Annotated in this window: 29 protein-coding genes; 17 read left to right on the top strand and 12 right to left on the bottom strand. The window is 70.4% G+C overall.

The annotated features are described in order from the left end of the window. On the bottom strand, positions 1-255 hold a 255-nt coding region (locus tag ACU6RU_RS15070), incomplete at its 3' end, for a class II aldolase/adducin family protein (RefSeq protein ID WP_446726948.1). 85 nt (positions 256-340) lie between these two features. Between ACU6RU_RS15070 and ACU6RU_RS15065 the strand changes: the two genes are divergently transcribed. The 4 genes from ACU6RU_RS15065 to ACU6RU_RS15050 are packed head-to-tail and all read left to right on the top strand — an operon-like array spanning position 341 to position 3142. Continuing rightward, positions 341-1477: a VanZ family protein gene (locus tag ACU6RU_RS15065; RefSeq protein WP_446726947.1), complete on the top strand. Its 1137-nt coding sequence runs from the start codon at positions 341-343 to the stop codon at positions 1475-1477. 19 nt (positions 1478-1496) lie between these two features. Then, positions 1497-1673, top strand: a complete 177-nt coding sequence (locus ACU6RU_RS15060; protein ID WP_183045356.1) for a hypothetical protein — start codon at positions 1497-1499, stop codon at positions 1671-1673. A gap of 60 nt (positions 1674-1733) precedes the next feature. After that, positions 1734-2270 carry a VOC family protein gene (locus tag ACU6RU_RS15055; protein ID WP_446726946.1) on the top strand — a complete coding sequence of 179 codons (537 nt, stop codon included), beginning with the start codon at positions 1734-1736 and terminating at the stop codon, positions 2268-2270. Next, positions 2267-3142: a MerR family transcriptional regulator gene (locus ACU6RU_RS15050; protein ID WP_446726945.1), complete on the top strand. Its 876-nt coding sequence runs from the start codon at positions 2267-2269 to the stop codon at positions 3140-3142. The genes ACU6RU_RS15055 and ACU6RU_RS15050 overlap by 4 nt, the downstream gene beginning before the upstream one ends. 18 nt (positions 3143-3160) lie before the next feature. Here the strand turns inward: ACU6RU_RS15050 and ACU6RU_RS15045 are convergent, their stop codons facing one another. Further along, the gene (locus ACU6RU_RS15045) at positions 3161-4123 is read right to left on the bottom strand and encodes an alpha/beta fold hydrolase (protein WP_446726944.1); all 963 of its coding nucleotides are present in this window, start codon (positions 4121-4123) and stop codon (positions 3161-3163) included. Between the two features lie 77 nt (positions 4124-4200). On the opposite strand from ACU6RU_RS15045, the gene ACU6RU_RS15040 reads away from it, so the two are divergent. From ACU6RU_RS15040 to ACU6RU_RS15010, 7 genes are all read left to right on the top strand, one after another. After that, entirely contained in the window at positions 4201-5316 is a 1116-nt protein-coding gene (locus tag ACU6RU_RS15040; protein ID WP_446726943.1) for a Gfo/Idh/MocA family oxidoreductase, read from the top strand. Between the two features lie 9 nt (positions 5317-5325). Then, a complete protein-coding gene (locus ACU6RU_RS15035; protein ID WP_446726942.1) occupies positions 5326-6267 on the top strand; it encodes a metal ABC transporter substrate-binding protein in 942 nt (313 codons plus the stop codon). Further along, positions 6264-7040: a metal ABC transporter ATP-binding protein gene (locus ACU6RU_RS15030; RefSeq protein ID WP_446726941.1), complete on the top strand. Its 777-nt coding sequence runs from the start codon at positions 6264-6266 to the stop codon at positions 7038-7040. The genes ACU6RU_RS15035 and ACU6RU_RS15030 overlap by 4 nt, the downstream gene beginning before the upstream one ends. Before the next feature lie 5 nt (positions 7041-7045). Beyond that, positions 7046-7912: a metal ABC transporter permease gene (locus tag ACU6RU_RS15025; protein ID WP_446726951.1), complete on the top strand. Its 867-nt coding sequence runs from the start codon at positions 7046-7048 to the stop codon at positions 7910-7912. A gap of 9 nt (positions 7913-7921) precedes the next feature. Next, positions 7922-8170 (top strand): hypothetical protein, encoded by a 249-nt coding sequence (locus tag ACU6RU_RS15020; RefSeq protein WP_120264255.1) that lies wholly within the window; start codon positions 7922-7924, stop codon positions 8168-8170. A 14-nt stretch (positions 8171-8184) separates the two neighbouring features. Beyond that, positions 8185-9258, top strand: a complete 1074-nt coding sequence (locus tag ACU6RU_RS15015; protein ID WP_446726940.1) for a spore photoproduct lyase family protein — start codon at positions 8185-8187, stop codon at positions 9256-9258. 63 nt (positions 9259-9321) lie between these two features. After that, entirely contained in the window at positions 9322-9714 is a 393-nt protein-coding gene (locus ACU6RU_RS15010) for a PLD nuclease N-terminal domain-containing protein (protein ID WP_446726939.1), read from the top strand. Here the strand turns inward: ACU6RU_RS15010 and ACU6RU_RS15005 are convergent. Both ACU6RU_RS15005 and ACU6RU_RS15000 read right to left on the bottom strand, forming a co-directional pair. After that, positions 9693-10112 (bottom strand): VanZ family protein, encoded by a 420-nt coding sequence (locus ACU6RU_RS15005; RefSeq protein ID WP_446726938.1) that lies wholly within the window; start codon positions 10110-10112, stop codon positions 9693-9695. The two genes, ACU6RU_RS15010 and ACU6RU_RS15005, sit on opposite strands and share 22 nt — an antisense overlap. Next, entirely contained in the window at positions 10109-10810 is a 702-nt protein-coding gene (locus ACU6RU_RS15000) for a universal stress protein (protein WP_120264254.1), read from the bottom strand. Before ACU6RU_RS15000 ends, ACU6RU_RS15005 begins: the two co-directional genes overlap by 4 nt. Positions 10811-10882: 72 nt before the next feature. Between ACU6RU_RS15000 and ACU6RU_RS14995 the strand changes: the two genes are divergently transcribed. Both ACU6RU_RS14995 and ACU6RU_RS14990 read left to right on the top strand, forming a co-directional pair. Further along, a complete protein-coding gene (locus ACU6RU_RS14995) occupies positions 10883-12037 on the top strand; it encodes a glycoside hydrolase family 6 protein (protein ID WP_446726937.1) in 1155 nt (384 codons plus the stop codon). Between the two features lie 79 nt (positions 12038-12116). After that, a complete protein-coding gene (locus tag ACU6RU_RS14990; protein WP_446726936.1) occupies positions 12117-13196 on the top strand; it encodes a response regulator transcription factor in 1080 nt (359 codons plus the stop codon). 29 nt (positions 13197-13225) lie between these two features. On the opposite strand, the gene ACU6RU_RS14985 is transcribed toward ACU6RU_RS14990, so the two are convergent. From ACU6RU_RS14985 to ACU6RU_RS14975, 3 genes are all read right to left on the bottom strand, one after another. Beyond that, positions 13226-14722, bottom strand: coding sequence for a glycosyltransferase family 2 protein (locus ACU6RU_RS14985; RefSeq protein WP_120264253.1), 1497 nt, complete (start codon positions 14720-14722; stop codon positions 13226-13228). A 127-nt stretch (positions 14723-14849) separates the two neighbouring features. Further along, a complete protein-coding gene (locus tag ACU6RU_RS14980; RefSeq protein WP_446726935.1) occupies positions 14850-15596 on the bottom strand; it encodes a fructose 1,6-bisphosphatase in 747 nt (248 codons plus the stop codon). A gap of 128 nt (positions 15597-15724) precedes the next feature. Next, positions 15725-16351 carry a hypothetical protein gene (locus ACU6RU_RS14975; protein ID WP_120264251.1) on the bottom strand — a complete coding sequence of 209 codons (627 nt, stop codon included), beginning with the start codon at positions 16349-16351 and terminating at the stop codon, positions 15725-15727. 58 nt (positions 16352-16409) lie between these two features. Between ACU6RU_RS14975 and ACU6RU_RS14970 the strand changes: the two genes are divergently transcribed. The 3 genes from ACU6RU_RS14970 to ACU6RU_RS14960 all read left to right on the top strand — a co-directional run bounded on the left by ACU6RU_RS14970 (position 16410) and on the right by ACU6RU_RS14960 (position 19541). Beyond that, positions 16410-18203 (top strand): DUF4012 domain-containing protein, encoded by a 1794-nt coding sequence (locus ACU6RU_RS14970; protein WP_289330263.1) that lies wholly within the window; start codon positions 16410-16412, stop codon positions 18201-18203. Positions 18204-18214: 11 nt separating this feature from the next. Next, entirely contained in the window at positions 18215-18766 is a 552-nt protein-coding gene (locus ACU6RU_RS14965; RefSeq protein ID WP_120264250.1) for a cell wall protein, read from the top strand. A gap of 220 nt (positions 18767-18986) precedes the next feature. Continuing rightward, positions 18987-19541 carry an LPXTG cell wall anchor domain-containing protein gene (locus ACU6RU_RS14960; RefSeq protein ID WP_289330264.1) on the top strand — a complete coding sequence of 185 codons (555 nt, stop codon included), beginning with the start codon at positions 18987-18989 and terminating at the stop codon, positions 19539-19541. 59 nt (positions 19542-19600) lie between these two features. On the opposite strand, the gene ACU6RU_RS14955 is transcribed toward ACU6RU_RS14960, so the two are convergent. From ACU6RU_RS14955 to ACU6RU_RS14945, 3 genes are read right to left on the bottom strand one after another with little or no spacing between them, the layout of a single operon-like run. Further along, complete coding sequence (locus ACU6RU_RS14955; RefSeq protein WP_120264248.1) at positions 19601-20269, bottom strand: endonuclease/exonuclease/phosphatase family protein; 669 nt, start codon at positions 20267-20269, stop codon at positions 19601-19603. Between the two features lie 32 nt (positions 20270-20301). Further along, positions 20302-21135, bottom strand: coding sequence for a tRNA pseudouridine(38-40) synthase TruA (truA, locus tag ACU6RU_RS14950; RefSeq protein ID WP_446726934.1), 834 nt, complete (start codon positions 21133-21135; stop codon positions 20302-20304). A 4-nt stretch (positions 21136-21139) separates the two neighbouring features. Further along, positions 21140-22024, bottom strand: a complete 885-nt coding sequence (locus ACU6RU_RS14945) for a PfkB family carbohydrate kinase (RefSeq protein WP_446726933.1) — start codon at positions 22022-22024, stop codon at positions 21140-21142. A gap of 134 nt (positions 22025-22158) precedes the next feature. Here ACU6RU_RS14945 and ACU6RU_RS14940 point away from each other — a divergent pair, with 134 nt between their 5' ends. Continuing rightward, positions 22159-24033: an acyltransferase family protein gene (locus ACU6RU_RS14940; RefSeq protein ID WP_446726932.1), complete on the top strand. Its 1875-nt coding sequence runs from the start codon at positions 22159-22161 to the stop codon at positions 24031-24033. Here ACU6RU_RS14940 and ACU6RU_RS14935 read toward each other — a convergent pair. Further along, the gene (locus ACU6RU_RS14935; RefSeq protein WP_446726931.1) at positions 24027-25028 is read right to left on the bottom strand and encodes a GNAT family N-acetyltransferase; all 1002 of its coding nucleotides are present in this window, start codon (positions 25026-25028) and stop codon (positions 24027-24029) included. The genes ACU6RU_RS14940 and ACU6RU_RS14935 overlap by 7 nt on opposite strands. Before the next feature lie 103 nt (positions 25029-25131). After that, the gene (rplQ, locus tag ACU6RU_RS14930; protein WP_446726930.1) at positions 25132-25701 is read right to left on the bottom strand and encodes a 50S ribosomal protein L17; all 570 of its coding nucleotides are present in this window, start codon (positions 25699-25701) and stop codon (positions 25132-25134) included. Positions 25702-25725: the final 24 nt, after the last annotated feature.

The following is a 25725-nucleotide window of genomic DNA, read 5'->3' as shown; positions in this document are numbered from 1 at the left end:
CGGCGACCGATCAGCACCCGGCGTACCCGGCACCACACGGCCATCCAGATCACACACGATCATGTTCTCCGGAGCCAACTCGTCATACGACACCCCCGACGGCTTGATCACCATGAGGTCATCGGCGGGATCTCCACCCAGGCGCACCCGGCCCGACACGTTCCCGCCGGTCCACACGACCAGCCCGTAACGCACCAGCTCCGCGTGCAACGACGCCACCTCGGCCCGAACCCGCACCACCGCTTCGTGTTCCATCGGACTCCTTCGACTCTCGGGATCATGTTACCGGTAACACCTGTCAGGTCCAGGAAACCGCGCCTCATCTGCGAGAGTTGTCCGAATGGGCGACAACGTGTTCCTCGGCGCGGTGGCGATCGGTACCGGCGCGCTCGTCGGCGTCGTGCTCTTCGTGCCGTTCGTCGCGATCCAGTACCGGCGCACGGGCCACCTCACCGCGGGACAGCTCCTGCTGTGGGGCGCGGCGCTGGTCTACTTCTTCGCGATCTGGACGTACACGCTCCTGCCGCTTCCCGACCCCGCAAGCATGCGCTGCGCGGGCGTCAACCTCAACCCGTTCGAGTTCGTCGACGACATCCGCGGGGCCGTCCGCCGCGCCGGGGGCAGCCCCCGCGCATTCCTCTCCGATTCCGTCTTCCTGCAGCTCGCCCTCAATGTGCTGCTCTTCCTGCCGCTCGGCTTCTTCGTCCGGGTGCTCGCCCGCCGCGGCATCCTCGTCGCCGTCGCCGCCGGCCTGGGCATCTCGCTCATCGTCGAGCTCACGCAGCTGACCGGGGTCTGGGGCGTCTACCCGTGCGCCTACCGCGTCTTCGACGTCGACGACCTGCTCACCAACACCGTCGGCGCGGTCGTCGGCTCGGTCCTCGCCCTCCTCGTGCCGCGCCGTCCGCTCTCGGATGAGCCCGACGCCCCACGGCCCGTGACCCGGGGCCGCCGGATCCTGGCGATGGTGTGCGACCTGCTGTCCTACTCGCTCGTCGGCATCGTCGTCAGCGTCGGCATCCAAGCGGCCCTGGTGTTCACGGGCAATCGTGACGTCGCGGTCGAGACCAACGTCGGCGGCGACATCGGCGCCCTCGCCGCACTCGTGGTGGTGGGCGGATGCGTCCTGCTGTCGGGCCGCACGATCGGCGACCTGACCGTTCGCCTCCGCTACGCCGGCGGCCCGGCCCCGGCCGCGGTGACACGGCTGACCCGTCTCATCGGCGGGATCGGCGGGTACGCCCTGATCGACCAGCTGCCGGGAGGCGGCGGCCTGTTCTCCTTCGCCTTCGTCGCGACGGCGGCCGTCCTGACGCTCACGACCCGCACCGGCCGCGGGCTTCCCGGACTCCTCGGCCGTCAGGAGCTGCGCGACAGCCGCGAGCCTGGCAGTGCACACAGCCGTGAACATCGCCGCCGGGGTGGTCCCGCAGGACGAGGCGATATCACCCGCACGGGGGACGCGCGCCCGCGCTGAGATCCGTACCGTCGAGAGCATGGACGTCGAAGCACTCGCCCACACCGCCACCGGCGCTCTCGTCGGCATCGCCCTCGGATTCGTCGTCGGGCTGCTCACCCTCAACCCCATGCTCGGTGTCGTCGTCGGAGGCGTCGCGATGATCGTCCTCGCGATCGCGGCCGCCATGCTGCTCCCCCGCGGAACCTATCGCTGACCCGAACCGGGCCAGCACCCCGCTTGACCCTCACGCGGCGTGAGGCGGGACAGTCGTCGTATGACCGACCACGACACCCCCTACTACGACGCTTTCGAGATCAGCCCCGTTCCCGCGCCCGGACCGGATGCCGTCGCCCCCGAGCCTTACCGCGGCATCTACGGGATGCCGGCGTTCGTCACGATCCCCACGCCCGACCTCGCGGCCTCGACGCGATTCTGGACTGCGGGCCTCGGATTCTTCGAGCTCTTCACGATCCCGGGGACTCTCGTTCACCTGCGCCGCTGGGCGTTCCAGGACGTCCTCCTCGTCGCCGCCGATCCGACGTCGCGGCGGGCATCCGAACCGCCCGCGCTGGCCTACAGCTACGCCTGCGTCCTCAGCGAGCTCGAGGGCATCGCCGACGATTGCCGAACCCTGGCGCCCGGCGCGGTCGGCGAGCTGCACGACACCGCGTGGAACAGCCGTGAGGTCGAGATCATCACCCCGGAGAACGCGCGTATCGTCGTCACCGCGGCGAAGCCCTACGAGGCCGACAGCGCGGCCGCGCGCTCCCTCGCCGCCATCGGCATCACGCCCCCGCAGGAGCAGCCATGAGCCACGGCATGAACAACACCCGCGACATCGACACCAGGACCGAGAACAACAACAACACAACCGACACCACCAACATCAAAGACCGCAAGAACGGTGTGACGGTGGGGCGTGCGGCATCCGATCTCGGGATCACGGTGCGCACCCTGCATCATTGGGACGAGACCGGCCTCGCGTCGCCGACGCTGCGCACCGATGCGGGTTACCGGCTGTACACCGCCGACGACATCGCTCGTCTGCAGCGGATCGTGGTGTACCGGGAGGTCGGGCTGGGTCTCGACCGGATCCGCGAGATCCTCGACGAGCCCGGACGCGACACATCCGCGTCGCTGCGCGAGCAACGCGAGGAGGTGTCGCGCTCGCTCGCGCGACTCGAGGTGCTCCGCTCCGGCCTCGACCGCATGATCGAAGCGCACGAGCGCGGCGTGCTGCTCACTGCCGACGAGCAGCTGTCGATCTTCGGCCCGGACTGGAATCCCGACTGGCCCGCCCTCGCCCGGCGCCGCTACGGCGATACACCGCAGTGGAAGCAGTACGCGGAGCGCGCCGCCACCCGCAGCCCCGATCAGTGGCGGGCGATCACCGCGACGATGACGGCGCTCGACGCCGACCTCGCGGCCGCGGCCGCCGCCGGCATCGAGCCCGGCAGCCCGGAGGCGGACGCACTGGTCGAACGCCACCGCGCGCTGGTCAGCGAGTACTTCCCGGTGAGCCGGTCGATGCAGGTCTGCCTCGGCCGGATGTACGAAGCGGATGCCGCGTTCGCCGCCCACTACGACCGTCTCCACCCGGGCCTCGCCTCGTGGCTGCGTCGCGGCATCGACGAGAGCGCCCGCGCGCACGGCCTCGATCCCGACACCGCGGTGTGGGAGTGACGCGCCGCGCGACCTCGTTCAGCGACGCCCGCCGGTGAACGCGCGCCACATGACGGCGGCGTGCGACTCCTTCGCGTGCTCGACGCCGACCTCGTCGCCCTCTCGCGCGCTGAACCACTCCTGCACGCGGTAGCGCGTCGCGCGCCACATCAGGGCGACGCCGCCGTAGGCGGGCCGAGGCACGCGCGCCTCCTCCTGCGACATCTGGCCGCGTCGGGGCAGGTCGCCCGCGACGAACGCGTCCATGAGCTTCGCCACCCCGATCGCGTTGCCGTTGATGACCGAGTGCGCGGCGCCGTGGATCTCCCACCGCCAGGCGTCGCGGGCCACCGCGACGAGCGACGAGTGGAAGGAGCGCGGAGACGAGAAATCTCGCGCCCCTCGGATCAGCAGCACCTGCGCCGACACATCCGCCAGCCGGTCCCGAAGCGGATAGCGCATCATGTGCGGCAGCACCCGCATGAAGTACGCGAACCCGCACAGCAGGTAGGCGCTGACCGCCAGCATCACCAGACGGAACGGCTCGAACAGCGACGACTGCGCGAAGCGGATCGCCTGCAGCACCACCGAACGCTCCCGGTCGTTCACGACGGGTCCGATGAGGACGGCGCGACGGATGCCGGGGCGCCGCGCGAGCACCTCGGTCACGATCTGCGTGCCGAACGAGTGCCCCAGCAGCACGGGGTCGTCGAGGTCGAAACGGTCGAGCACGGCCTCGACCTGGTCGGCGAAGAACGACACGGAGGGCTCGTCGCGCGGCGCGCGCTGGCCCGCGAAACCGGGGAGGTCGAGAGCGTAGACCCGCGCCTTCTGCGCGAGCGTCGGGGCGAGCAGGTCGAAGTACGTCGCGGCCACGCCGATGCCCGCGATCAGGACGAAGGCGCGCTCCGAATCGGCGGACGACGCCGTCTTCACCCGCGTGACTCGTGTACGGACCCCGTCGAACTCGACGGTCTCGACGTCGATGTCGGCCGGCTCCATATCATTCCCACCCCCGCGAGCGCGCCCCTCCACCATTCCCCTACCGTCTCACACGCCGCGGCATGCAGACTGTGCCGATGACCCTCACCTTCGCGATCATCGGCAGCGGATGGCGCAGCGACTTCTTCCTGCGCGTCGCCGCAGCCCTGCCCGAACGTTTCCGCGTGTCCGGGCTCGTCACCCGCAGCGCCACGACGGCCGCCGCGATCGAGAAGCGCTGGGGTGTGCGCGGCTACCCCGACCTCGACGCGCTGCTCGCCGACAGCACCCCCGACGTCGTCGTCGTCTCGGTTCCCCGCGATGTGGCGCCCGGGATCATCCTCGACCTCGTCGACCGGGGGATCCCCGTCCTGAGCGAGACCCCGCCCGCCGCAGGGATCGACGACCTCGTCGAGCTCTGGCACCGGGCCGCCCGTCCCGGCGCGCCGACGGTGCAGGTCGCCGAGCAGTACCACCTGTCGCCCCTGCTGTCGGCCCAGCTCGCGGTCGCCCGCTCCGGGCGACTCGGCACACCGTCGCAGGCGCTCGTGGCGCAGTGCCACGACTACCACGGCGTCAGCGTCATGCGCCGGGCGCTGGGGGTCGGCGCCGACGAGGTCGACATCACGGCATCCGTCTTCCGCTCCCCGCTCGTGGCGGGACCTGGACGCGCCGGCGATCCGACCGAGGAGCGCATCGTCACGGCGACGCAGACCACGGCACGTTTCATGTTCGACGGCCGCCTCGGCGTGTACGACTTCGCCGGTGAGCAGTACTTCTCGTGGATCCGCGGCAATCGCCTGCTTGTCCGCGGCGAGCGCGGCGAGATCGAGAACGGCGAGGTGCGATACCTGCGGCGGTTCGACGAACCCGTGTTCGGCTCACTTCGACGTGTCATGACGGGCGAGGGCGGCAACCTCGAGGGCATGTTCCTGCGCGGCATCCTGCTCGGCGACGAATGGGTCTTCCGCAATCCCTTCCTCCCGGCGCGCCTCAACGACGACGAGATCGCGATCGCGCGCATGCTCGACGCCATGCCGCGCGCCATCGACGGGCGCGCACCGGTGTATTCGCTGGCCGAGGCGAGCCAGGACCACTACCTCGCGCTGCTCATGCAGCAGGCGGCCGAGACCGGTGACACCGTGCGCTCGACACGTCAACCCTGGGCCGATGTCGTCGACGCGGAATTGCACGCCCGGGAGGTCAGCGGGTAATTTTTCGGTATGCCGAAAAATCGACGTCGCCGACGTGCCGCACTGATCGCCCTCGGGGCGGCGGCAGCCGTGCTCTCGGGCTGCGCGACGGGCTCGAACGCGGAGGTCGCCGGCGAACCCGCCGGTGACCGCCCCGTCGTGCTGACGACCTTCACGGTCCTCGCCGACATCGCCCACAACGTCGCGGGAGACCGGCTCGACGTGCGATCGATCACGAAGACCGGAGCCGAGATCCACGGCTACGAGCCGACCCCGCGAGACATCGCGGCGGCAGCCGACGCCGACCTGATCCTCGACAACGGGCTCGGCCTCGAGTCGTGGTTCGCGCGCTTCGTCGAGACCGCCGACGCACCCCACGTCGTCGTGTCCGAGGGCGTCGAGACGATCGACATCACCGGCGACGCCTATGCGGGCAAACCCAACCCCCACGCCTGGATGAGCCCCCTGAACGTGCAGCGGTACGTCGACAACATCGTCGCCGCGTTCAGCGAGCTCGATCCGGCGGGCGCGGGGACCTACGCTGCGAACGGCGCCGCCTACAACGACGAGCTCCAGCGCATCCACGACGATCTCATCGCCGACCTCCAAGCGGTTCCCGACGAGCAGCGCGCGCTCGTCACCTGCGAGGGTGCGTTCTCGTACCTCGCCCGCGACGCCGGACTCACCGAGGCCTACATCTGGCCCGTCAACGCCGAGCAGCAGGCGACGCCCCAGCAGATCCGGCAGACGATCGAGTTCGTCGACGACAACGACGTGCCCGCCGTCTTCTGCGAGTCGACCGTCTCGGACCGCCCCATGCAGCAGGTGGTCGAGGCGACGGATGCCGTCTTCGGCGGCACACTGTACGTCGATTCGCTCTCCGAGTCCGACGGCCCCGTGCCGACGTACCTCGACCTGCTCCGTCACGACGCCGAGACCATCGCCGCGGCGCTGACCCGGAGCGCGCCATGAGCGCCGGGAGCGCCGGGATCACCTCGACCCCGGGCATCGTGGTCTCCGGCGTCTCGGTGCGCTACCGCGACATCGTGGCGCTCGACGACGTCCACCTCACCGTCACGCCGGGCCGGGTGACCGCGCTGATCGGCATGAACGGCTCGGGCAAGTCCACGCTCTTCAAGTCGATCACGGGCCTCGTCCGCCCCGCGAGCGGTCGGGTGAGCGTCGGCGGGGAGCCCCCCGCAGCCGCACGGCGTCACGGCCTCATCGGGTACGTGCCGCAGAGCGAGGACGTCGACTGGACGTTTCCGGTGTCGGTTCGCGATGTCGTGATGATGGGCCGGTACGGACGCCTCGGCCCCACCCGCCGGCCGCGCCCCGACGATCACCGCGCCGTCGACGACGCGCTCGAGCGCGTCGAGCTGGCCGACCTCGCCGACCGCCAGATCGGCCAGCTGTCGGGCGGGCAGCGCAAGCGGGCATTCGTCGCCCGCGGCATCACCCAGGACGCCGGTGTCCTCCTGCTCGACGAGCCCTTCGCGGGGGTCGACAAGAAGTCCGAGGCGACCATCGTCCGCCTCCTCCGAGAGCTCGCCGCCGACGCCCGCACCGTGCTCGTCTCCACCCACGACCTCCACGCGCTCCCGTCTCTCGCCGACGAAGCGGTGCTCCTGCTGCGCCGCGTCGTGTTCCAGGGCACGGTCGACCAAGCGCTACGCCCCGAGCTGCTCGCACGGGCGTTCGGACTCACCGACGAGCGCCCGCTCACCACCGAGGAGCACTCGTGACCCTCATCGACATCCTGCTCGAGCCCCTCCGGTACGAGTTCATGCTCCGCGCCCTGTCGGCCACCGCCATCGCCGCGATCGTCTGCGCGGTGCTGTCGTGCTGGCTCGTCCTCATCGGCTGGTCGCTCATGGGCGACGCCGTCAGCCACGCCGTCCTGCCCGGGGTCGTGCTCGCCTATGTCCTGGGCGCGCCGTTCGCGATCGGAGCCCTGGTGTTCGGCTTCCTCGCGGTCGCCCTCATCGGCATCATCCGCGGCACGAGCCGGGTCAAGGAGGACGCCGCCATCGGCATCGTCTTCACGACGCTCTTCGCGCTCGGTCTCGTGCTCATCTCGGTCACGCCGAGCCAGACCGACCTCAACCACATCCTGTTCGGCAACGTCCTCGGGGTATCGGCGGGCGACCTCGTGCAGATCGCGGTCCTGGCCGCGGTCGCCTTCGCGGTGCTGTTCGTCAAGCGCCGCGATCTGACCCTGTTCGCGTTCGACCCGATCCACACCTTCGCCATCGGGCTCTCGCCCCGACTGCTGTCGGGGCTCCTGCTGGGGGTCCTCGCCCTGACCGCGGTCGTCGCCCTGCAGGTGGTGGGCGTCGTGCTGGTCGTGGCGATGCTCATCATCCCGGGCGCCACGGCGCACCTGCTCACCGACCGATTCGGCCGCATGCTCGTCATCGCCCCGGCCCTGTCGGCGGCGTCCTCCATCGTCGGCATCTACGTCAGCTACTGGGTCGACGCCTCGTCGGGCGGACTCGTCGTGCTCGTGCAGGGCATCGTGTTCGCCGCGGTGTACCTCTTCAGCCCGAAGCAGGGGATCATCGGGCGCCGGATCGCATCGCGCAAGCCCGTCGCCCGATCGGTTCAGGCTGGCTAGCGTGCCGCTATGAGAATCAGCGAGATCCACTGGAACGACGAAGCCCGCCAGAAGGTCCTCGACGACGCCGACCGTGTCCTGCAGGATGCCGTCGCCGCCGTCGCCGCGACCGACGATGCCAACGACGCCGACAAGGCGTACGCCGCTCTCGTCAGCCACATGAAGGACAAGTTCATCGACTGGGAGCCCGGTCCGGACGTCCGCACGTACGCCGATGCTCTCGCCGGCGGCGAGGTCGAGCTCGAGTCGACCGACTGACCGCCCGGGAACAGGTGACAGCTCGGGATCCGGCGCCGCTGCTGCAGATCAGCCGCATCTACGCCGAAGATGAGGCGCTCGCGCTGCCGCGGGGGCAGCAGATCGTGGCGCGGTGGCCGCAGGCCGACATCGTGCCGATCGACTCGCACTGGCTCGTCCCCGAGGTCCACGGCGACGAGGCCAATGTGCGGCGTTGGGTGCGGATCAAGACCGAGGCGCTCGTGCTGGGCGTGAAGAAGTCCGTCGCGACCCGGATCAACGGCCGGTCGGCCGATTTCATCGCACCGTCCACGGCCAACGGATGCGCGATGGCCTGCTCGTACTGTTACGTGCCGCGCCGCAAGGGATACAGCAACCCGGTGACCGTTTTCGCCAACATCGACGAGATCTCACGCCACCTCGCCCGTCACATCGCCCGCCGAGGGCCCAAGACCGAGCCGAACCAGTGCGATCCGGACGCATGGGTGTACGACATCGGCGAGAACAGCGACTGCTCGGTCGACGCGATGATCAGCGAGAACGTCCGCGACCTGTGCGAGCTGTTCCGGATGTCGCCGACGGCCAAGGCGTCGTTCGCGACGAAGTACGTCAACCGCGACCTGCTCGACTGGGACCCGCTCGGGCGCACCCGCATCCGCTTCTCCCTGATGCCCCACGAGACAGCGAAGGTGACCGACATCCGCACGTCGCCCGTCTCGGAGCGGATCGCCGCGATCAACGACTTCGTCGACGCCGGCTACGAGGTGCACCTGAGCTTCTCGCCCGTCATCCTCACTCCGACGTGGATCGCGGACTGGACGGCACTGCTGCGCGAGCTGAGCGACATGCTCTCCGACCGGGCGAAGGCTCAACTCGCGTGCGAGATCATCCTCCTCACCCACAATGAAGGACTCCACGAGGTGAACCTCGGATGGCACCCGCGCGGCGAGGAACTGCTGTGGACTCCGCGCATGCAGGAGACCAAGCGCTCGCAGAACGGCGCGATGAACGTGCGGTACCGCTCGCCATTCAAGGGCGAGGCCGTCGCGGCGCTGTGCGCGCTCATCGAACGTGAACTGCCGTCGTGCCGCATCCGTTACGCGTTCTGACCGTCATGCCTTCTGCTCTGCCCTCTCTTGCGCCGAGGCGCCGACCTGGGCCAGCCTGGCGGGGTGTATCTGCTGCTCCCCCTGATCGCCCTCGTCCTGATGGTCGCAGCCCTCGTCGATGCGATCACCCGTCGCGACGACCAGGTGAAGCACCTGCCGAAGTTCGCCTGGGTGCTGTTCATCGTCTTCCTGCCGTTCCTCGGCTCCGTGCTGTGGTTCGCGCTCGGACGCGAGTGGGACACGACTCCGCGCGAGTCGATGAGCTTCGGTGATCCTCGCCGGTGGTCGCGCGACGAACCCACCCCCGCCACGCCTGCGAGTCGTCCGCAGCCGCGTGATTACCGCACCACCGCGCAGCAGCTCGCCGACCTCGAACGGGAGATCGAGATCGCGGAGCTCGAGGCGGAGATCCGCCGCCGCCGCTCGCAGGGTCTTCAGCCGCCCGACGCGGGCTGATCCCTCTCGACGGTCTGATCGCTCCTGAGGGCCCACCGTCGCGCGATCAGCCAGCCCACCGCCGCTCCGAGGGTATTGGCCACGACGTCCCACACGCTCGCGGTCCGTTGCGAGAGCAGCACGCCCTGCGCCGCCTCGATGACGACGGAGATGACGAGCCCGGCGGGAATGACGTATGCCCGCCAGCGGGGCCAGCCGAGCGCCGCGCAGCAGCCGAACGGGATGAACAGAGCGATGTTCGCGCCGAACTCGATGCGGTCGTAGGTCAGCCACGGCACGGCCGAGGTGATCGCTCGCAGGATCGGTCCGGCGTCGCGGTCGACGGGCGTGGGCCAGAACGCGACGAACGCGAGGACGACCACGTAGCCGATCAGCAGGGCCCGCGCGACGCGGGTCACCGAACGATGACGGTGGGAGAACCGACGTGGGCCGCGACGCGTTCGCTGACCGATCCGAGCAGCAGCCGCGACAGTCCCGTGCGGCCGTGAGATCCGACGACGGTCAGCACGGCATGGCGCGAAGCGTCCTCGATCAGGCTGGAGGCGTCGCCGACATCGATGCGCGTGCGCACGTCGAGCTGCGGGTACGCCGCACGTACGGGCTCGAGCATGCGGTCGAGCATCCCGGCCGTCGCTTCCGTCAGGTCGACGGGCATCGGCCCCGTCCACAGGTCGAGGCCGGGCTCGGTGCCCACCGATACGGGTTCCCAGGCCGCGAGGGCGACGAGCGGCTCGCCCGTGCGGACGGCCTCACGAGCGGCGAAGTCGAGCGCCCGGGCCGAGACGTCCGAGGCGTCGACCCCCACGAGGACCCCGCGGCGCGCGTCGCCATCATGGTCCGCGTCGAGGCGCTCGGGAACGATCGCGACCGGGCAATGCGCGTGGGCGATGAGAGCGCGGTACGCGTGGCCGTGTTCCTCCGGCAGCACGAGGATCTCGGCATCCGCGGTCGCGGCGGCGACCCGCTCGGCATCGTCGCGCGTCGGAGCGATCAGCAGCTCGCGCAGTGTCAGACTCAACGCCTCGGCTCGGCGGAACGCCCATTCACGCGCACCCGCGCCGTCCGCGTCGGTCACTCCCAGGATCACGTCGCCCATGGCCCCAGGGTATCCGCCCCGATAACGGCGCACGACGGCCCCCGGTGCGAGGCCAACCGTTAGAGTCAGTCCGTGGCACAGCGACCCGGCTCCGACGCATCGCGTCACGGCGCGGGTGGCGGCGCCGGTCACGATGATGCCGGTGGCGATCCGGCCGGCTACATCATCAGCGGGCACTACGAGCCGCCACCGCCGCCCGAGCGGCCGGCTTCCCCGCGCCCGCCCCGGCGCCGACGCCGGCTGCCGCGCTGGGCGTGGCTCGCGATCATCGTCACCGCGGTCGCCGCCGTCATCGCTGCCGTCGCCCTGGTGGTGACGCTCGTGACGAACAGCGTGCAAGCGCTCACCGCGCGGCCGCCCGGCGTCGGCACGGCCTTCGTGGCACCGGCCGAGTCGAAGGCCGCGCGAGCACTGACGGAGGGCGGCACCGCCGACGAGGTCGCCGCAGCCGAGTATCTGTCGTCGCAGCCGACCGCCTATTGGCTCACCCCGGAACAGGACCCCATCGGCGAGGTCGGCGAGCGCGTCCTGAACATCGCCCACGAGGCGCGGGAGTCCGACACGGCGATGGCCGTCGTCGTCTACGGTCTGCCGGGGCGCGACTGCGGCAACCACTCCGCGGGCGGTCTCGACGAGGCGGACTACGAGACCTGGACGAGGCAGATCGGAACGGCGCTGCGTTCGGTCCCGGATGTCAAGAAGGTCGTCATCGTCGAGCCCGACAGTCTCGCGCTCGCCCCGCAGTGCGGCAACCTCGACGAGCGCGTCACGCAGCTGCGCGGGGCCCTCGAGCGCCTCACCGGCACCGACACGTGGGTGTACGTCGACGGTGGGCACTCGAACTGGCTGGGCGCCGACGCGATGGCCGAGCTCATCGAGAAGGTGACGGTCTCGGGCGTCCGCGGATTCGTGACGAACGTGTCGAACTTCAACGACACCTTCGACGAGTTCGCCTACGCCCACGCGCTCTCCGACCGCCTCGGCGGCATGCATGCGCTCGTCGACACGTCGCGCAACGGCTCGGGCGCTCCGGGCGACGGCGAGTGGTGCAACCCGCCGGGGCGTACCGTGGGCGACCCGAGCGGGACATTCGGCGACGACGTCGTCGACACGAACCTGTGGATCAAGCCTCCGGGCGAGAGCGATGGGCCATGCAACGGCGGGCCCGCAGCCGGCGTGTGGTGGCCCGCCGGCGCCGTCGAACTCACCCGCGACGTCGCGCCCTGACTCAGACCGCCGGGGAGGGACTGCCGGACCCTTTGCGTATGGCAAAATTACCCGAACCTGAGGGAGAAGAGTGACGCGCATGATGTCCGAGCAGATGAAGACGGCGGTCATCGTCGAGGACGATCCCGACATCCGTCATCTCCTGGTCGAGGTGCTCGAGGCCGCCGGGTTCTCCACCGTCTCGGTCGGCAACGGCATCGACGGCATCCAGGCGGTGCTGTCGTACCGACCACTGCTGACGACTCTCGACGTCAACATGCCCGGCATCGACGGCTTCGAGGCCGCCCGGCGCATCCGAGCTCAGAGCGACACGTACATCATCATGCTCACGGGGCTCTCCGAAGAGGCCGACGTCGTGCTCGGCCTGGGTTCCGGCGCCGACGAGTACATCGTCAAGCCGTTCCGCCCGCGCGAGTTCCGGGCGCGGGTCGACGCCTTGCTCCGACGCCCGCGCGCCGCTGCGGCGCAGCAGGCCCCCCAGCAGGATTCGGTCGGTCCGTCGTTCCCCGGCGCGCGCCCCGCGCTGGCACACCACGCCCCCGCTTCCCCCGCGGCCCCCGCCGCCGATGCTGCGCCGCTGTCGTACGAGGAGTACCTCGCACGCTTCGGCGGAGCCGCACAGCAGCAACAGCAGCCCGCGCCCCCTCAGCAGCCAATCCCCCAGCAGTCAGCGCCGCAGCAGTCTGCGCCGCCCCAGAGCCCCGCGCAGCAGCCCATCATCGTGCACCGCCCGAGCGACACGGCCACGCCGGCACCGGCGCCCGGCTCCGACGTCGTCGTGCACCAGTCCGGCGGCGACCTCGTCCCGGCCACGGGTGAGCACTGGCTCACGCACCGCGACCTGCAGGTCGACACCGACACGCGCCTGGCCTACATCGGTGGCCGCGAGCTCGACCTCACCCGCACCGAGTTCGATCTGCTCTCGACCCTGATGGCCTCGAAGCGCCGCGTCCGGTCGAAGGCCGACCTGACCCTCGTCCTACGCGGCGAGTCGTATGTCACGAGCTACTTCGTCGGCGAGGCCGACAAGCGGGCGATCGAGGCGCACATGACCAACCTCCGCCGCAAGCTGAGCGACAGCCCCACGACCCCGCGGTACATCGAGACCGTCCGCGGTGTCGGGTACCGCATGACATCGGAGACCGCCGCCGCGGTCTGAACCTCAGACTCTCCGGCAGTTCCGCCGATTCAGACCTTGTATCCGTTCTGGCGGCGGACCAGCTTCGAGAACATCAGCAGGGTCTGCAGCACGGTCACGACGCCGACGATCGGCCACCCGATCCACAGGATCGACGACTGCGCGACGGGACCGATGATGTTCCAGACGACGGCCATCGCCAGCAGCACGGCCGCGAGGATGAGCAGCGGCATCCAGTGACCGATGCTGCCGCCGCCGCTCTCGGCCTTGGCCTGCATCGCCCAGTTGTCGACCTTCTTCTTCGACAGGAAGCGCGACCACGAGCGCATGAAGTGGCCGAGCCTGATCCACATGAACGCCTCGGCCGGGAAGACCAGGAGGGCGAAGAGGATGTCGCGCTGATTGTGGTCCTTGATGCTGCGGGCCATGCGCAGGTTCAGCAGCACGGCCACCATCGGCGGGATGAGCCACAACGGCGAGAAGACGAAGGCGCTGATCGACAGCGAGCCCGCGAGCAGGATGAGGAACGCGACGCGCACGAACAGGTTCGTCAGCATCCCGAAGTTCTCGAACCAGCGCAGGCGCAGGTTCGGGTGGAACGGCTGCCCCTTCGTGTCGCCGCGCTGGCCCGGCCACATCAGCTCGATGGCGCCGTAGGTCCACTTGACCTGCTGCGCGTCGTACCCCTTGAGGGTCGTCATGCCGCCGACATTGGCCCGGGCGTATGGGCTGATCTTGGTGAGGTATCCGGCGCTCTTGATCTGCAAGGAGAGCAGCGAGTCCTCGACCTCGGAGTCCTTGACCCACGGGGTGGACTGGTGGTTCGCCTTCATCGCGTCGCGCAGGGCGTTCGTCGAGAAGATCGAGAACTGTCCGCCGAGGACGGCCATGTTGCGCCCGCGGAGCAGGTTCTGCATGTTGAAGGCCGCGAACTGGGTGCGCTGGCCGGCGATGAGGAACTTCGCGATCGTTCCCTTGATGGGCTTGTCGTCGATCGAGTAGATCGCCGAGATGCCGCCGATGCGCGAGTCGCCGACGGCCTCGGACTCGAGGAACTCCACAGCGCGCGAGTCGGCGATGGTGTCGCCGTCGACGCCGAGCAGGTAGTCGTAGCCCTCGACGAGCGAGTAGCCGTAGTTGAGCGCGCCGACCTTCTTGTCGGGGTTCTTGCCGATGTCGTGCACGAACACCTCGGTGAACTGCGTGCCGAGCTCTGTCGTCACCTCGTGGGGACCTGCATACCCCGCGGCGATCTTGACGGTGTTGTCGGAGGTGTTGTTCGCGATGACGTGGATGACGTCGGGGACGCGCGTCTGGGCGAGCAGCCCCTCGATCACGTCGGCGATCGACTCCTCCTCGTTGTACGCCGGGATGACGCAGCCGATCGTGGAGCGGTGGACCGTGGTCTGTTCGAGGACAGACTCGAAGTCGTCGGGGAACGCCGTCTCGAAGTGATCCGCCAGCTCGACCGGCGCCTGCGGGGCGGGGTACTGCGGCTGACCGAACGCCGGGTTGGGCGTGTACGGCGTGTACGGCGTCTGAGTCATGCGGTCACATCCTGTGCGAGGTGTCGGGCAGCTGTTGTCTGCCGAGGTCCATTCTGGAACGCGGCGTGTTCAGACCGGACGAAGTCAACCGCAATTTATGCGCAAGGAACGAGGCGCCTCGAACCGTTCACGGCGTCGTGCTGGGAGCGGGTGCGGGCGCCGCGTCCGCCGCCTGTTCGTCGCTGAAGATCGCGACCGGCAGGTACTGGTACACCGTCTGCTGCGTGAAGCTCGCGTCGTCGTTCGCGTTACCCTCGACCCACACCGTCATCGCGAACTCCAGCGTCATCCCGTAGGTATCGGCCGGCAGCCCGTGGACGATCGTCTCGGGCACGTAGAGGCCGCCTTGGAAGCTGTTGAGCAGCAGCCCACGATCGGAGCGGATCGTGTCGCTGGGAACGAGTGTCCGTGGGTCGGCGCTGAACTGGAACGGGTTCTGCACCTGCCCCGACGCCTGCGCCGTCTGCGAGGTGATCGAGATCGACGAGATGAACACGCGGCGCTTCTGCGACAGCACGGCCTTCTCGTCGACGCGCTTGTCGTGGACGTTGACCGCGAGGCCGAACGTCTTCTCGGCACCGGGGGTCCATTCCTGGGTGCGCTTGGGGTCCTGTGCCCACACGTCGAGACGCAGCTCGAGATCCTGCGCCACGTCCGAGGACAGCGACACCGAACCGTCATAGGTGAACTGCGAGTTGAATGCCATGCTCGGCGACTGCGAGGGCGCCGGAGCGGGCACGGCCGAGACCGGATCACCCTGGACGGCGTTGATCATGCCGGTCAGCTCCGAGCATCCCGTCAGCGCGACGAGCGAGAGAGCGAGCGCGCCCGCCGACACGGCGGTGCGGAGGGCGGGTGAGCGGCGCGAGAGCATGGCAGACCGGATTTCTGAGAGCGGGACCGGCGTCGGATGTCGCGGGCGTGGCCATACAAGCATCCGGCCGGCCACGATCCGGGCCGCTTTCCGATCTCTTCAGGTTGCCTTGCGGCGACCTTGAGGTTTCAGCCGGCCTCGGGCGCGGCCGCGATCGCGACGGTGATGCTGTCGGTCGCCGTCTGCTTGGCGAACTCGTCGGAGGTGGGGGTGGTCTGCACGAGGAAGTCGTACGTGAAGCGGATCGTGACGAACGTGGCCTCCGGAGGCACCTCGCCGACGTAGAAGGTCTGCGAGTAGCTGTACGGCGAGAGCACGAGATAGCCGGGGTTCGTCGCCGACTGGTCCGACGTCGGCGCGAGGGGGCTGAGATCGCCCTCCGCGTTGCCGGGCACGGCGATCATCGTCGCCTTCTGCAGGTAGACCTTCTGCCCGTCGTCGGGGCTGACGGTCGTCACGAGCGAGAGGCTGACGGGCTTGAGGGCCGTCGCCGACCACCGGTCCATCGACAGGTCTGACCAGTAGTTCAGCGCCCCCGTCACGGCGCCCGCGGTCACCTGACGCTCGGTCGAGCCGCTCGAGAGGTCGTTGGGGATCGGCGGCGGCACGGCGGAGCGCGAGATGCTCGGCGACGGCGCGGGGTCGCTCGCGTCGCCCCCGTCACCCGACGGCGCGTTCCACGGCGCAGGACCGCATCCCACGAGAGCCACAGCCATCACCGCAGTCGCGGCGGCCGTCCCCCAGCGTCGCTTCATCGAGTCCTCCGCTTCCTCTCGCAAGTGTACGCACGGGCCCGCCCCTTAGAGTGATCGGGTGCGCACCGCTGACCAGCCCCGCCCCCTGCGCCGGACGCAGCTCGCGTTGGCGGCCATCGCCGGGATCTTCCTGATCGCCCTCATCGCGGTCGCCGCCTGGGTCGGCGTCCGCGGGGCCCTCGCGTACGGCGAACTGCGCGAGGCCGAGGCCTCGGCCCGCAGCGCCGTCGACTCGCTCGCCGATCCGGCCGCGGCCGCCCCGCACATCACCGAGGTCGCCGACCACGCGGCCACGGCGCGCGAGCTCACCTCCGACCCGGTCTGGTCGCTCGCCGAGGGCACCCCGTGGATCGGCCCGCAGCTGCGCGCCGTCGGCACGATCGCCGCGGCGGCCGACGACATCGCCCGAGACGGGCTCCTCCCCCTCGCCGATGTGGCTTCGGCGTTCTCGCCGGACGCCTTCCGGCCCGTCGACGGGCGCATCGACACGGCGGTCTTCCGCGAGATCGCCGAGCCGGCTCGCGCGGGGGCAGACACGGTCGCCGCCGCAGCGGAATCCGTGCGCGCTCTCGACGACACCCCGCTCATGCGGCCCGTCCGGGCGGCCGTCGACGAGGTGTCCGAGCTCCTCGACACCGGAGCCTCGGCCACCGACGCCCTTGCCCGCGCCTCGACCCTCCTGCCCGCGATGCTGGGGTCGTCCGGCGAGCGCACGTACCTGCTGGCGTTCCAGAACAACGCCGAATGGCGATCGACGGGCGGCATCGTCGGGGCGATGGCGATCGTGAAGACCGCCGACGGGCGGATCGAGCTGGCCGGACAGGCCTCGTCGTCCGACTTCTCCAACTTCGGCGAGCCGGTGCTCCCCCTCGATCCCGAGATCGAGCGCATCTACGAGACGCGGCCCGGCCGCTACATCCAGAACGTCACCCAGATCCCCGACTTCTCCGTCGGCGGCCCGCTCGCCCGCGAGATGCTTCTGCGGCAGACCGGGCAGAGCGTCGACGGCGTGATCGCGACCGATCCCGTCGCCCTGTCGTACATCCTCGAGGCCACAGGCCCCGTCGAGCTGCCGACGGGCGACGTCGTCTCCGCGGACAACGCCGTGCCCCTCCTGCTCAACGACGTCTACTCGCGGTACGAGAGCCCGCGGGATCAGGACGCGTTCTTCGCGGCCGCGTCGGCGGCCGTGTTCGAGCGCCTCGCCTCCGGCGCCGCCGATCCCGCGAAGCTCATCGCCGCCCTGGGCCGCGCCGGCGACGAACGACGTCTGCTGCTGTGGAGTGCGATCCCCGAAGATCAGGCGGTGCTCGCCGACACGACGCTCGCGGGGCCACTGCCGGACACGGATGCCGACACGGCCGCCTTCGGCGTCTTCCTCAACGACGGCACCGGATCGAAGATGGACTACTACCTCACCGCAGACACCCGCCTGGCGTGGGAGACGTGCGCGGTCGGCGGCGATGGACGGACGTCCTCTCCGGTGACGCTGGAGGTCACCATCGCCAACAACGCACCGGCTGATGCCGCGACCTCTCTCCCGTCTTATGTCACCGGCGGCGGGGCGTTCGGTGTGCCGGCGGGCGTGGCACGCACGGTCGCCTACCTCTATCTGCCCGAGGGCTACGCGCTTTCGTCGGCGACCCGGTCCGACGGTGCGGGGTTCGGCGGCGGCTCGCATGCCGGGCGGCAGGTGATGGTGTTCTCGTCCGATCTCGCCCCCGGCGAGTCGGTCACCGCCACCGTGAGCGTCGTCGCCGAGAGCGGAGCGACCACGGCGACGGCCGCCGTGACACCCACCGTCGACGCAGACCGGCCCACCGTTGTTGTTGCGCGTTGCGGCGACGCATAGACTCACCGATCATGCGCCGCACCGCTTCTCTCGCCGCCGTCGCGACCCTCGTGGCCGCGATCATCGCCCTCCCGGCAGCGGCATCCGCGTCCACCGGCGCCACCATCTACCCGCCGACGAAGTCGTGCACGACGACCCCGAGCGCCTTCGTGGCGGGCGGGACGGTCGAGTTCGCGTGCGCCGACGGCACGTTCGGCTCGAACGAGGCGGTCACGATCACGGTCCGCGGCGAGAACGGCGCAGGAGTCGCATTCGCCCGGGCCGCGTTCGCCGTCACCACCGGCAGCACGATGCGCGAATCGTCCGATCAGGGCGCTCTCGCCCCCGTCGCCATCACCTTCCCCGCCGACGCCGTCGGCGTCTACAACATCGAGGCGATCTCGCCTTCGTCCGCCGGCGGCACCGCGAGCGCCTCGGTCGTCGACGCGGCCGGTCTGCCCGCGACCGGCGGCGATGCGCGCACCTCGCTGGGCCTGTGGGTCGGCGGCGGCGCGCTCGTGGCGGCGGGGGCCACCATCGCGCTGGCCTCGGCGGTACGCCGCGCGCGCGACGCGCGCATCTGACCCGCTCCCGAAGCCGTTCGACACCCGCATCCGCGTGTTTCCGCGTCCACGGCGCGCCGCCGGGCATCCGGATCGCGAAATGTTAACGCGACCGAAATGTTTCAGCTTGCATGTAGGGCCTTTGTGCCTGAATACTTGCTGTGACCACTCCTGACGTAATCCTTAGTATTACTTCTCCGTTGGGTGTGAGCCTCCGGATGACCCAAGGAAAGCAGGACACATGAAGAACCGTCTCATCAAGGCGGCGGCGGCCTCCGCCATCGCAGCAGCGGCTGTCTTTGCAGCCCCCGCCATCGCAAACGCTTACACCCCGGCACCGGTCGGCGGCTCGTCCGTCACCGTCACCGCGGGTGGCACCGCCACGATCGCGTTCAACAACTTCGAGCCGAACGAGAGCGTCACCGGCACGCTGACGGGCGAGAACGCGGCCGCCGGCAGTGTCGCGTTCGTGAAGTTCGCGGTCACCTCGACCAGCACCACCAAGGTCGCCAACGCAGCCGGTGAGGTCGCCTTCCAGGTGACTCTGCCCGCCAACGCGACCGGTGAGTACACCCTCACCGCCACGGGTACCGTCTCGGGTGCGAGCACGGTCACCATCGCCGTTCCGGCCGCGGCCGGCGGCGCCGGTGGCTCGGGCACCCTGCCCGCAACCGGTGGCGACAACGCCGCTCTCCTCGGCCTGTGGATCGGCGGTGGCGCTCTCGCCCTCGCCGGCGGCAGCATCGCCGTGGCCAGCACGGTCCGCCGCCACCGCAACGCGGAGGCTGCTGCCTGATCAGGCGCACAGCACGAAACGGATGCCCCGGAGCTTCGGCTCCGGGGCATCCGTCTTTCTCAGACCGGCTCGGCAGTGACGAGGATCGGCAGGTGGTCGCTCGCGCCCTGCGGCAGCGTCTGCACCCGTGCGATGTCGAACCCGACGCTCGTGGCGAAGTCGTAGTGTCCGCGGAAGAACTTGTAGCGCGTGTAGGTCCGGGCGTCGCTGAGCGTCAGCTCGTACCCCTGCTTGCGGACGACCTGTCCGAGGTTCTCCTTGAAGACCGGATAGTTGTAGTCGCCGACCATGAGGATCGGCAGTCCCGTCCCCAGCTCTGTCAGGGCGCCCAGGGCCGCCTGGATCTGGTTGCGCCGCAGTGAGTTGAGCGCCGTCAGCGGAGCGGCGTGGAAGCTCGCGACGATCAGGTCGCGACCGTCGTCGATGTCACGCAGCCGCACACCGAGCATGCGCTCCTCGGCCGGCTTGAGCACACGATCGTGGAGCGACTTCTTCAGCGCGAGTGAACGCACCTCGACCGCCCGGTAGGTGTTCTCCCGGTAGTACACGGCGAGCCCTAGCCGGTTGCGTGCGGTCGCGTCGGCCAGCCGCAGCCCGCTGATCTCGTCGGGGATGCCGCTCGTGTCGGCCTCCTGCAGGCACAGCACGTCCGCTCCGTGCTGCTGGACGAGGTCGGAGAGCTCGGATGCGGCGCGGTGCTTGCGCAAGTTGTACGAGATGACCTTCATGGTGCCGCCAGGCTACGCCCGCTTCCTTTCGGTCAGGTGTCTGTTGCGCGGCGAGCGCGGGTCTGCTCCGCGCGTGCCGCGAGCAGGTCGTCGGCGGGGTATCCCACCTCGGTGAGGATGAGCCCGCGCGCCGCCAGCACCGCGAAAGCGCTCGTACGTCGCCCGGCGTCGCGGAGTTCCGCGACATCCTCGACATCGAGCCTTCCCTCCCCGACCGCGACGCAGGCACCGACGAGGGCGCGCACCATGCTGTGGCAGAACGCGTCCGCCTTCACGTTGGCGACGAGCACGCCGGCGTCGTCCCGGCGCCAGTCGAACTCGAGCAGCGTGCGGATCGTCGTCGCCTCGGGTCGCGGCTTGCAGTACGCGGCGAAGTCGTGGAGCCCGGTGAGGCTGCGGGCCGCGGCATCCATCAGCGTCTCGTCGAGCACGGCGGGCACGAAGGTCGTGCGGAAGCGCTCGAGCGGGTCGTAGCCCGTCGTATGGTCGGCGACGCGGTAGGCGTATCGCCGCCACACCGCGGAGAATCGGGCGTCGAACCCCCCGGGGGCCTCGGATGTCGCCCGGATGTGCACATCGGTGTAGCGGCCGAGCACACCGTTCAGGCGTGCGGCGAGGGCGGTCGGCTCCGGTGAGCGCCCTCTCCGCAGTCTCGCCTCCTGCGCCTCGGTCAGGTCGAGGTGGGCCACCTGCCCCGAGGCGTGTACGCCCGCGTCGGTGCGTCCCGCGACCACGAGCTGCGCATCGCCGCCGAGGACGCGGCTGACGGCGGCCTCGATCGAGCCCTGCACGGTGCGCAGGCCGGGCTGGCGCGCCCAGCCCGAGAATCCCGATCCGTCGTAGGCGATGTCGAGTCTCAGGCGCACCCGATCAGTCTTCCAGTTCGGCGCGCGTGGGCGGGTTCGCGCCGGGGCGCGACACCGTGATCGCCGCGGCGCGCGCCGCGATCCGCAATGCGCGCACGAGTGCCTCACTGTCGGTCGGCACACCCCGGTCGACGAGGGTAGCGATCAGACTGGCCATGAACGAGTCGCCCGCGCCGATCGTGTCGGCCACCACCACGCGCACACCGGCCACCTCAACGACCGTGCCGTCCGGCGCCCGGCCGATCGCGCCGTCGCCGCCACGGGTCATGACGACCACCGCGGCACCCAGGCGAGCGATCGTCTCGAGCACCGTGGGCGCGTCGGCTCCGGGCCACAGCCATTCGGCGTCCTCGTCGCTGAGCTTGACGAGGTCGGCGGCCGCGGCGGCACGAGCGAACCGCGCGAGCGCGGTCTCGCGAGCGCCCACGAGCGCCGGACGGATGTTGGGGTCGACCGTGACGATCGCGTCGCCGCGGGCCGCCTCCAGCGCCGCGAGGCACGTCTCTCCGCCCGGGTCGAGGAACAGGGCGATCGATCCGGTGTGGACGAGCGCTGCACCGTCCAGCGCGACGGGAGGGACGACGCCCGCCACGTCGAACTCGTACTCCGCCGACCCGTCGGAGCGGATGCGGGCGCGCGCCGTGTCGGTCGAGGCATCGGTCCACGATGCTTCGGCGACCTCGGCTCCCGCGTCGCGCACGTGCCGGGCGATCCGCTCCCCGCGTTCGTCACGCCCCAGCCGGGTCACCAGCCGCACGGGCACACCGAGACGGGCGACGCCGACGGCGACGTTCGCGGGGCTGCCGCCGACGTGCTCGGTCACACCACCGGCGGTCTCGACGATGTCGACCAACGCCTCACCCAGCACCAGCACCTCGACGTCGCCCATGTTCCACCCGTTCTCGAAACTCGATCCACGCGGGATCCGCGCATCTCCTCCGGTCTACCACATCACCTCAGGCGCCCCCTCTACACTGGGAGGCTGCCGCCGCCCGTCCCCCCGACGACCCCGGACATCGCCGTATGACACCTCCCCCTCTCCCGCGCGCCCGCATCGCGGGTCTCGACGGCCTGCGTGCCGTCGCCGTCATCCTCGTCGTCGTCTACCACCTGTTCCCGGCCGGCTTCCTGCGCAGCGGATACGTGGGCGTCGACGTGTTCTTCGTGATCTCCGGGTTCCTCATCACGACGCTCCTGCTGCGCGAGCGATCCCGAGAGGGCCGCATCCGTCTGCGGAGGTTCTGGGTGCGGCGCGCGCGGCGGCTCCTGCCGGCGCTCGCCACCGTCGTCACCGTGAGCGCCTCCCTGGCGTGGCTCGTCGGCGGAGACGTGCTGGTCGACATGGGACTGCAGGTCCTGGGCGCCGCGACCTTCTCCTACAACTGGGTGTCGATGGCCGACGGCGGCACCTACTTCTCAGCCGCCGACCCCGAGATCTTCCGCAACCTGTGGTCGCTCGCTGTCGAGGAGCAGTTCTATCTGCTCTGGCCGTTGCTGCTCCCCCTCTTCCTCCTGCTTCCGGGCCGCCGCTCGCGCGCCGGCGTCGCCCTCGCACTCGCGGCGCTGTCTGCCGCGTGGGCGTTCACGAGCGTCGCCGCGGGCGCAGACCTCACCCGGGTGTACTTCGGCACCGACACGCACGCTTTCGGACTCCTCATCGGTGTCGCGGTCGCGTTCGCGCTGCACGGCCTCGTCGTGCGCCGCCCGTCGGTCGCCGGCGTCGGCCCCGTGTGGGGTGTCATCGTCGGGGCGCTCGCGACCGCGGGCATCGTCGGTGCGGCCGCCGTGGGCGGCGGTGAGGCGATCACGTTCCCGGGCTCCAGCCTCGCCGCGTCGCTCCTCACCGCCGTCGTGCTGGTGATCGCGGCGTGGCCGGGATCGTGGTTCGGCCGCGTGCTCGATGTCACGCCCCTGCGCTGGCTCGGTGAGCGGTCGTACGCGGTGTACCTCTGGCACTGGCCCCTCCTCGTCCTGCTGTCGTTCCAGCTCAGCGGCGCAGGCCCCGAGGCGGGCGTCCCGGTCATGGCGAGCGCCGGCGTCGCCGCGGCCTCGGTGGTGGCGGCGGCGCTGTCGTACCGCTGGATCGAGCAGCCCGTGCGGCGTCAAGGATTCCGCGGCGCGTTCGCACTCGCGCGCCACGGGCTCCGCTCGCGCCCGTCGCGGCGCGCGGCGACCCTCGCAGCGGCGGTCGCGGCCGCACTCGCCCTCGGCGGGACGACGGCCGCGGTCGCGGCCGCCCCGCGTGAGACGACGAGCCAGAACGCCGTCGATGCCGGGCGCGACGCGCTCGCGCAGGCGCAGCACCATCCCACCCCCGAGCCCGCGCCCGGCGCTCAAACGGTCGACGGCACCCGGGTGAGCGCCGTCGGCGACTCCGTCATGCTGGCCTCCGCACCGGGACTACTGCAGGCGATGCCGGGTATCGCGGTCGACGCGGAGGTCTCACGGTCGCTCTGGGCGGGGGCTCACATCGTCGAGGACCTCGCCGCGTCGGGCGAGCTGCGCGAGTACGTCGTGGTCGGGCTCGGCACGAACGGTCCGGTCTCGACCGAGGCGCTGCAGCGCATCGTCGATGCCGCGGGCCCCGAGAGATACGTCATCCTCGTCAACGCGTCCGCGCCGCGCGATTGGATCCCGGGAGTCAATCGCGACCTCACCGCGTTCGCCGCCACGCACCCCCGGGTGGCCGTGGCCGACTGGGCCGGGGCGATCGCCGGCCGCACCGACCTGCTCGCCGGCGATCAGATCCACCCCGATTCGGCAGGAGGCGAGCTCTACGCGAGCATGGTGAAGCGGGCGGTCGATGGCGCCGCGACCCAGCTCGCCACGGCTCAGTGGGCCGCGGAGCAGACCCGCACGACGCTTCTCGAGATGCTCGGGGCCGACGAGGATCAGTAGCGGCGGACCAGCACCCGGTCGCGTTCGTAGGCGGTGAAGCCCAACCCGCCGTAGAGCGCATTCGCCCCCGTCGGGCTCTCGGTGTCGACATCGAGCACGGCCATTCCGAGCCCCGCATCACGAATCGCCGCGAGCGATCGCGCGATGACGGCCGGAGCGAGGCCGCGGCGGCGGTGCGAGCGCACCACGCCGACGAGGTCGATGTAGGCGTTCGGACCGAGCACCTCGAAATCGCCCTCATTCACGGAGACCAGACAGAACGCGACGATGTTCCCCTCCTCGACCGCGAGCGTGCAGAGGTCGGGGCGGAGGAACGGACCGCCGATAAACTGCTGCCACCGCTCCGGCGGCGTCGGCAGGCTTCCCCAGTGATCGCGGAACGCATCGTTGCGCGCCAGCCGCGCATCCTCCGCCCGGTCGGGCGAGAACGGCACCAGCTCGACGCCGTCCGGAGCGGTGACGTCGGCGATCGACTGAGTCAGGTCACGGTGCATCGTGGAGAACCATCGCTCCGTGCGGTATCCGAGCGATTCGGCGATGCGCTCGAGGGCGGTGTTCTTCTCCGACGCGTACACCTGGATCTCGGAGGGAAGGGCAGCCGCGGCGGCATCCGCTTCCGCCGCCTCGCGCAGCTGTTGCTCCGCCCGTTCGTGCTGCCACCGGAACAGGGCCGTGCCGATGCCCCGCCCACGCTGGTCGGGACGGACCGCGCCGGTGAGGTAGATGTGCAGGTGCTCGTCGCGCGAGGGGTGCAGCATCACGCTGCCGACAGCGAGGGCGCGGCCATCGGCGTCGAAGGCGATCATCGTGTCGCGCGCATGATCCACGTGCGACACCTCGAACGTCTCGGCCACATCCTCGCGTGGCGTCGTCCACGTCGGGTGATCGACGCGATCGGCGGCGACCAGGACCCCGTGGATGACGTCGATGTCGTCGGGGGTAGCGGTGCGCCAGCGCGCGACGGCGGGGCAGGACGGTGCGTTCGGCTCGCTCACGCTTCCACCCTCCCACATGGGAGCCACCGGCCTCCCACGCGCACGACGACGGGCCCGCACCCTCCGGAGAGAGCACGGGCCCGTCGTGAGCGCGTGGCGCTGGTTACTTCTTGTCGTCCTCGGCGGGAGCCTCAGCGGCGTCCTCGGCCGCAACCTCAGCAGCTGCGCCCTCTTCCGGCGACTCGGCGCCGGCGTCGGCGGCCGTGTCATCGGCGGGAGCCTCGGTGGCCTCCTCGACGGGAGCCTCCTCGGCCGGGGCCTCGGCGGCAGGAGCGGCCGCAGCCGACTTCTTCGCCGACTTCGGCTTGGGGTTCACCGGCTCGAGCACGAGCTCGATGACGGCCATGGGGGCGTTGTCGCCCTTGCGGTTGCCGATCTTCGTGATGCGGGTGTAGCCGCCTTCACGGTCGGCGACCAGCGGGGCGATCTCGGCGAAGAGCTCGTGCACGACGCTCTTGTCGCCGATGACCGTCGCGACGCGGCGGCGGGCGTGCAGGTCGCCGCGCTTGGCGAACGTGACGAGACGCTCGGCGTACGGACGCAGGCGCTTGGCCTTCGTCTCGGTCGTGGTGATCGACTTGTGCGTGAACAGCGCCGCGGCGAGGTTCGCGAGAAGCAGGCGCTCGTGTGCGGGGCCGCCTCCGAGGCGGGGACCCTTGGTGGGCTTAGGCATTTTTGATTACTCCAGGAAGAAGAG

The organism is Microbacterium sp. F1-18 (assembly GCF_052921305.1).
Note: the sequence above shows the minus strand (reverse complement) of the source record. Positions and strands in the feature narration are given on the sequence as shown.

Coding starts and splice junctions, on each gene's coding strand:
- ACU6RU_RS14955 (WP_120264248.1), bottom strand. CDS start 20,269: ATGAAGGTCATCTCGTACAACTTGCGCAAGCACCGCGCCGCATCCGAG.
- ACU6RU_RS15040 (WP_446726943.1), top strand. CDS start 4,201: ATGACCCTCACCTTCGCGATCATCGGCAGCGGATGGCGCAGCGACTTC.
- ACU6RU_RS14940 (WP_446726932.1), top strand. CDS start 22,159: ATGACACCTCCCCCTCTCCCGCGCGCCCGCATCGCGGGTCTCGACGGC.
- ACU6RU_RS14985 (WP_120264253.1), bottom strand. CDS start 14,722: ATGACTCAGACGCCGTACACGCCGTACACGCCCAACCCGGCGTTCGGT.
- ACU6RU_RS14990 (WP_446726936.1), top strand. CDS start 12,117: ATGATGTCCGAGCAGATGAAGACGGCGGTCATCGTCGAGGACGATCCC.
- ACU6RU_RS15050 (WP_446726945.1), top strand. CDS start 2,267: ATGAGCCACGGCATGAACAACACCCGCGACATCGACACCAGGACCGAG.
- ACU6RU_RS14965 (WP_120264250.1), top strand. CDS start 18,215: ATGCGCCGCACCGCTTCTCTCGCCGCCGTCGCGACCCTCGTGGCCGCG.
- ACU6RU_RS14960 (WP_289330264.1), top strand. CDS start 18,987: ATGAAGAACCGTCTCATCAAGGCGGCGGCGGCCTCCGCCATCGCAGCA.
- ACU6RU_RS15030 (WP_446726941.1), top strand. CDS start 6,264: ATGAGCGCCGGGAGCGCCGGGATCACCTCGACCCCGGGCATCGTGGTC.
- ACU6RU_RS15035 (WP_446726942.1), top strand. CDS start 5,326: ATGCCGAAAAATCGACGTCGCCGACGTGCCGCACTGATCGCCCTCGGG.
- ACU6RU_RS15055 (WP_446726946.1), top strand. CDS start 1,734: ATGACCGACCACGACACCCCCTACTACGACGCTTTCGAGATCAGCCCC.
- rplQ (WP_446726930.1), bottom strand. CDS start 25,701: ATGCCTAAGCCCACCAAGGGTCCCCGCCTCGGAGGCGGCCCCGCACAC.
- ACU6RU_RS14945 (WP_446726933.1), bottom strand. CDS start 22,024: ATGGGCGACGTCGAGGTGCTGGTGCTGGGTGAGGCGTTGGTCGACATC.
- ACU6RU_RS15020 (WP_120264255.1), top strand. CDS start 7,922: ATGAGAATCAGCGAGATCCACTGGAACGACGAAGCCCGCCAGAAGGTC.
- ACU6RU_RS14975 (WP_120264251.1), bottom strand. CDS start 16,351: ATGAAGCGACGCTGGGGGACGGCCGCCGCGACTGCGGTGATGGCTGTG.
- ACU6RU_RS14980 (WP_446726935.1), bottom strand. CDS start 15,596: ATGCTCTCGCGCCGCTCACCCGCCCTCCGCACCGCCGTGTCGGCGGGC.
- ACU6RU_RS15000 (WP_120264254.1), bottom strand. CDS start 10,810: ATGGGCGACGTGATCCTGGGAGTGACCGACGCGGACGGCGCGGGTGCG.
- ACU6RU_RS15065 (WP_446726947.1), top strand. CDS start 341: ATGGGCGACAACGTGTTCCTCGGCGCGGTGGCGATCGGTACCGGCGCG.
- ACU6RU_RS15045 (WP_446726944.1), bottom strand. CDS start 4,123: ATGGAGCCGGCCGACATCGACGTCGAGACCGTCGAGTTCGACGGGGTC.
- ACU6RU_RS15060 (WP_183045356.1), top strand. CDS start 1,497: ATGGACGTCGAAGCACTCGCCCACACCGCCACCGGCGCTCTCGTCGGC.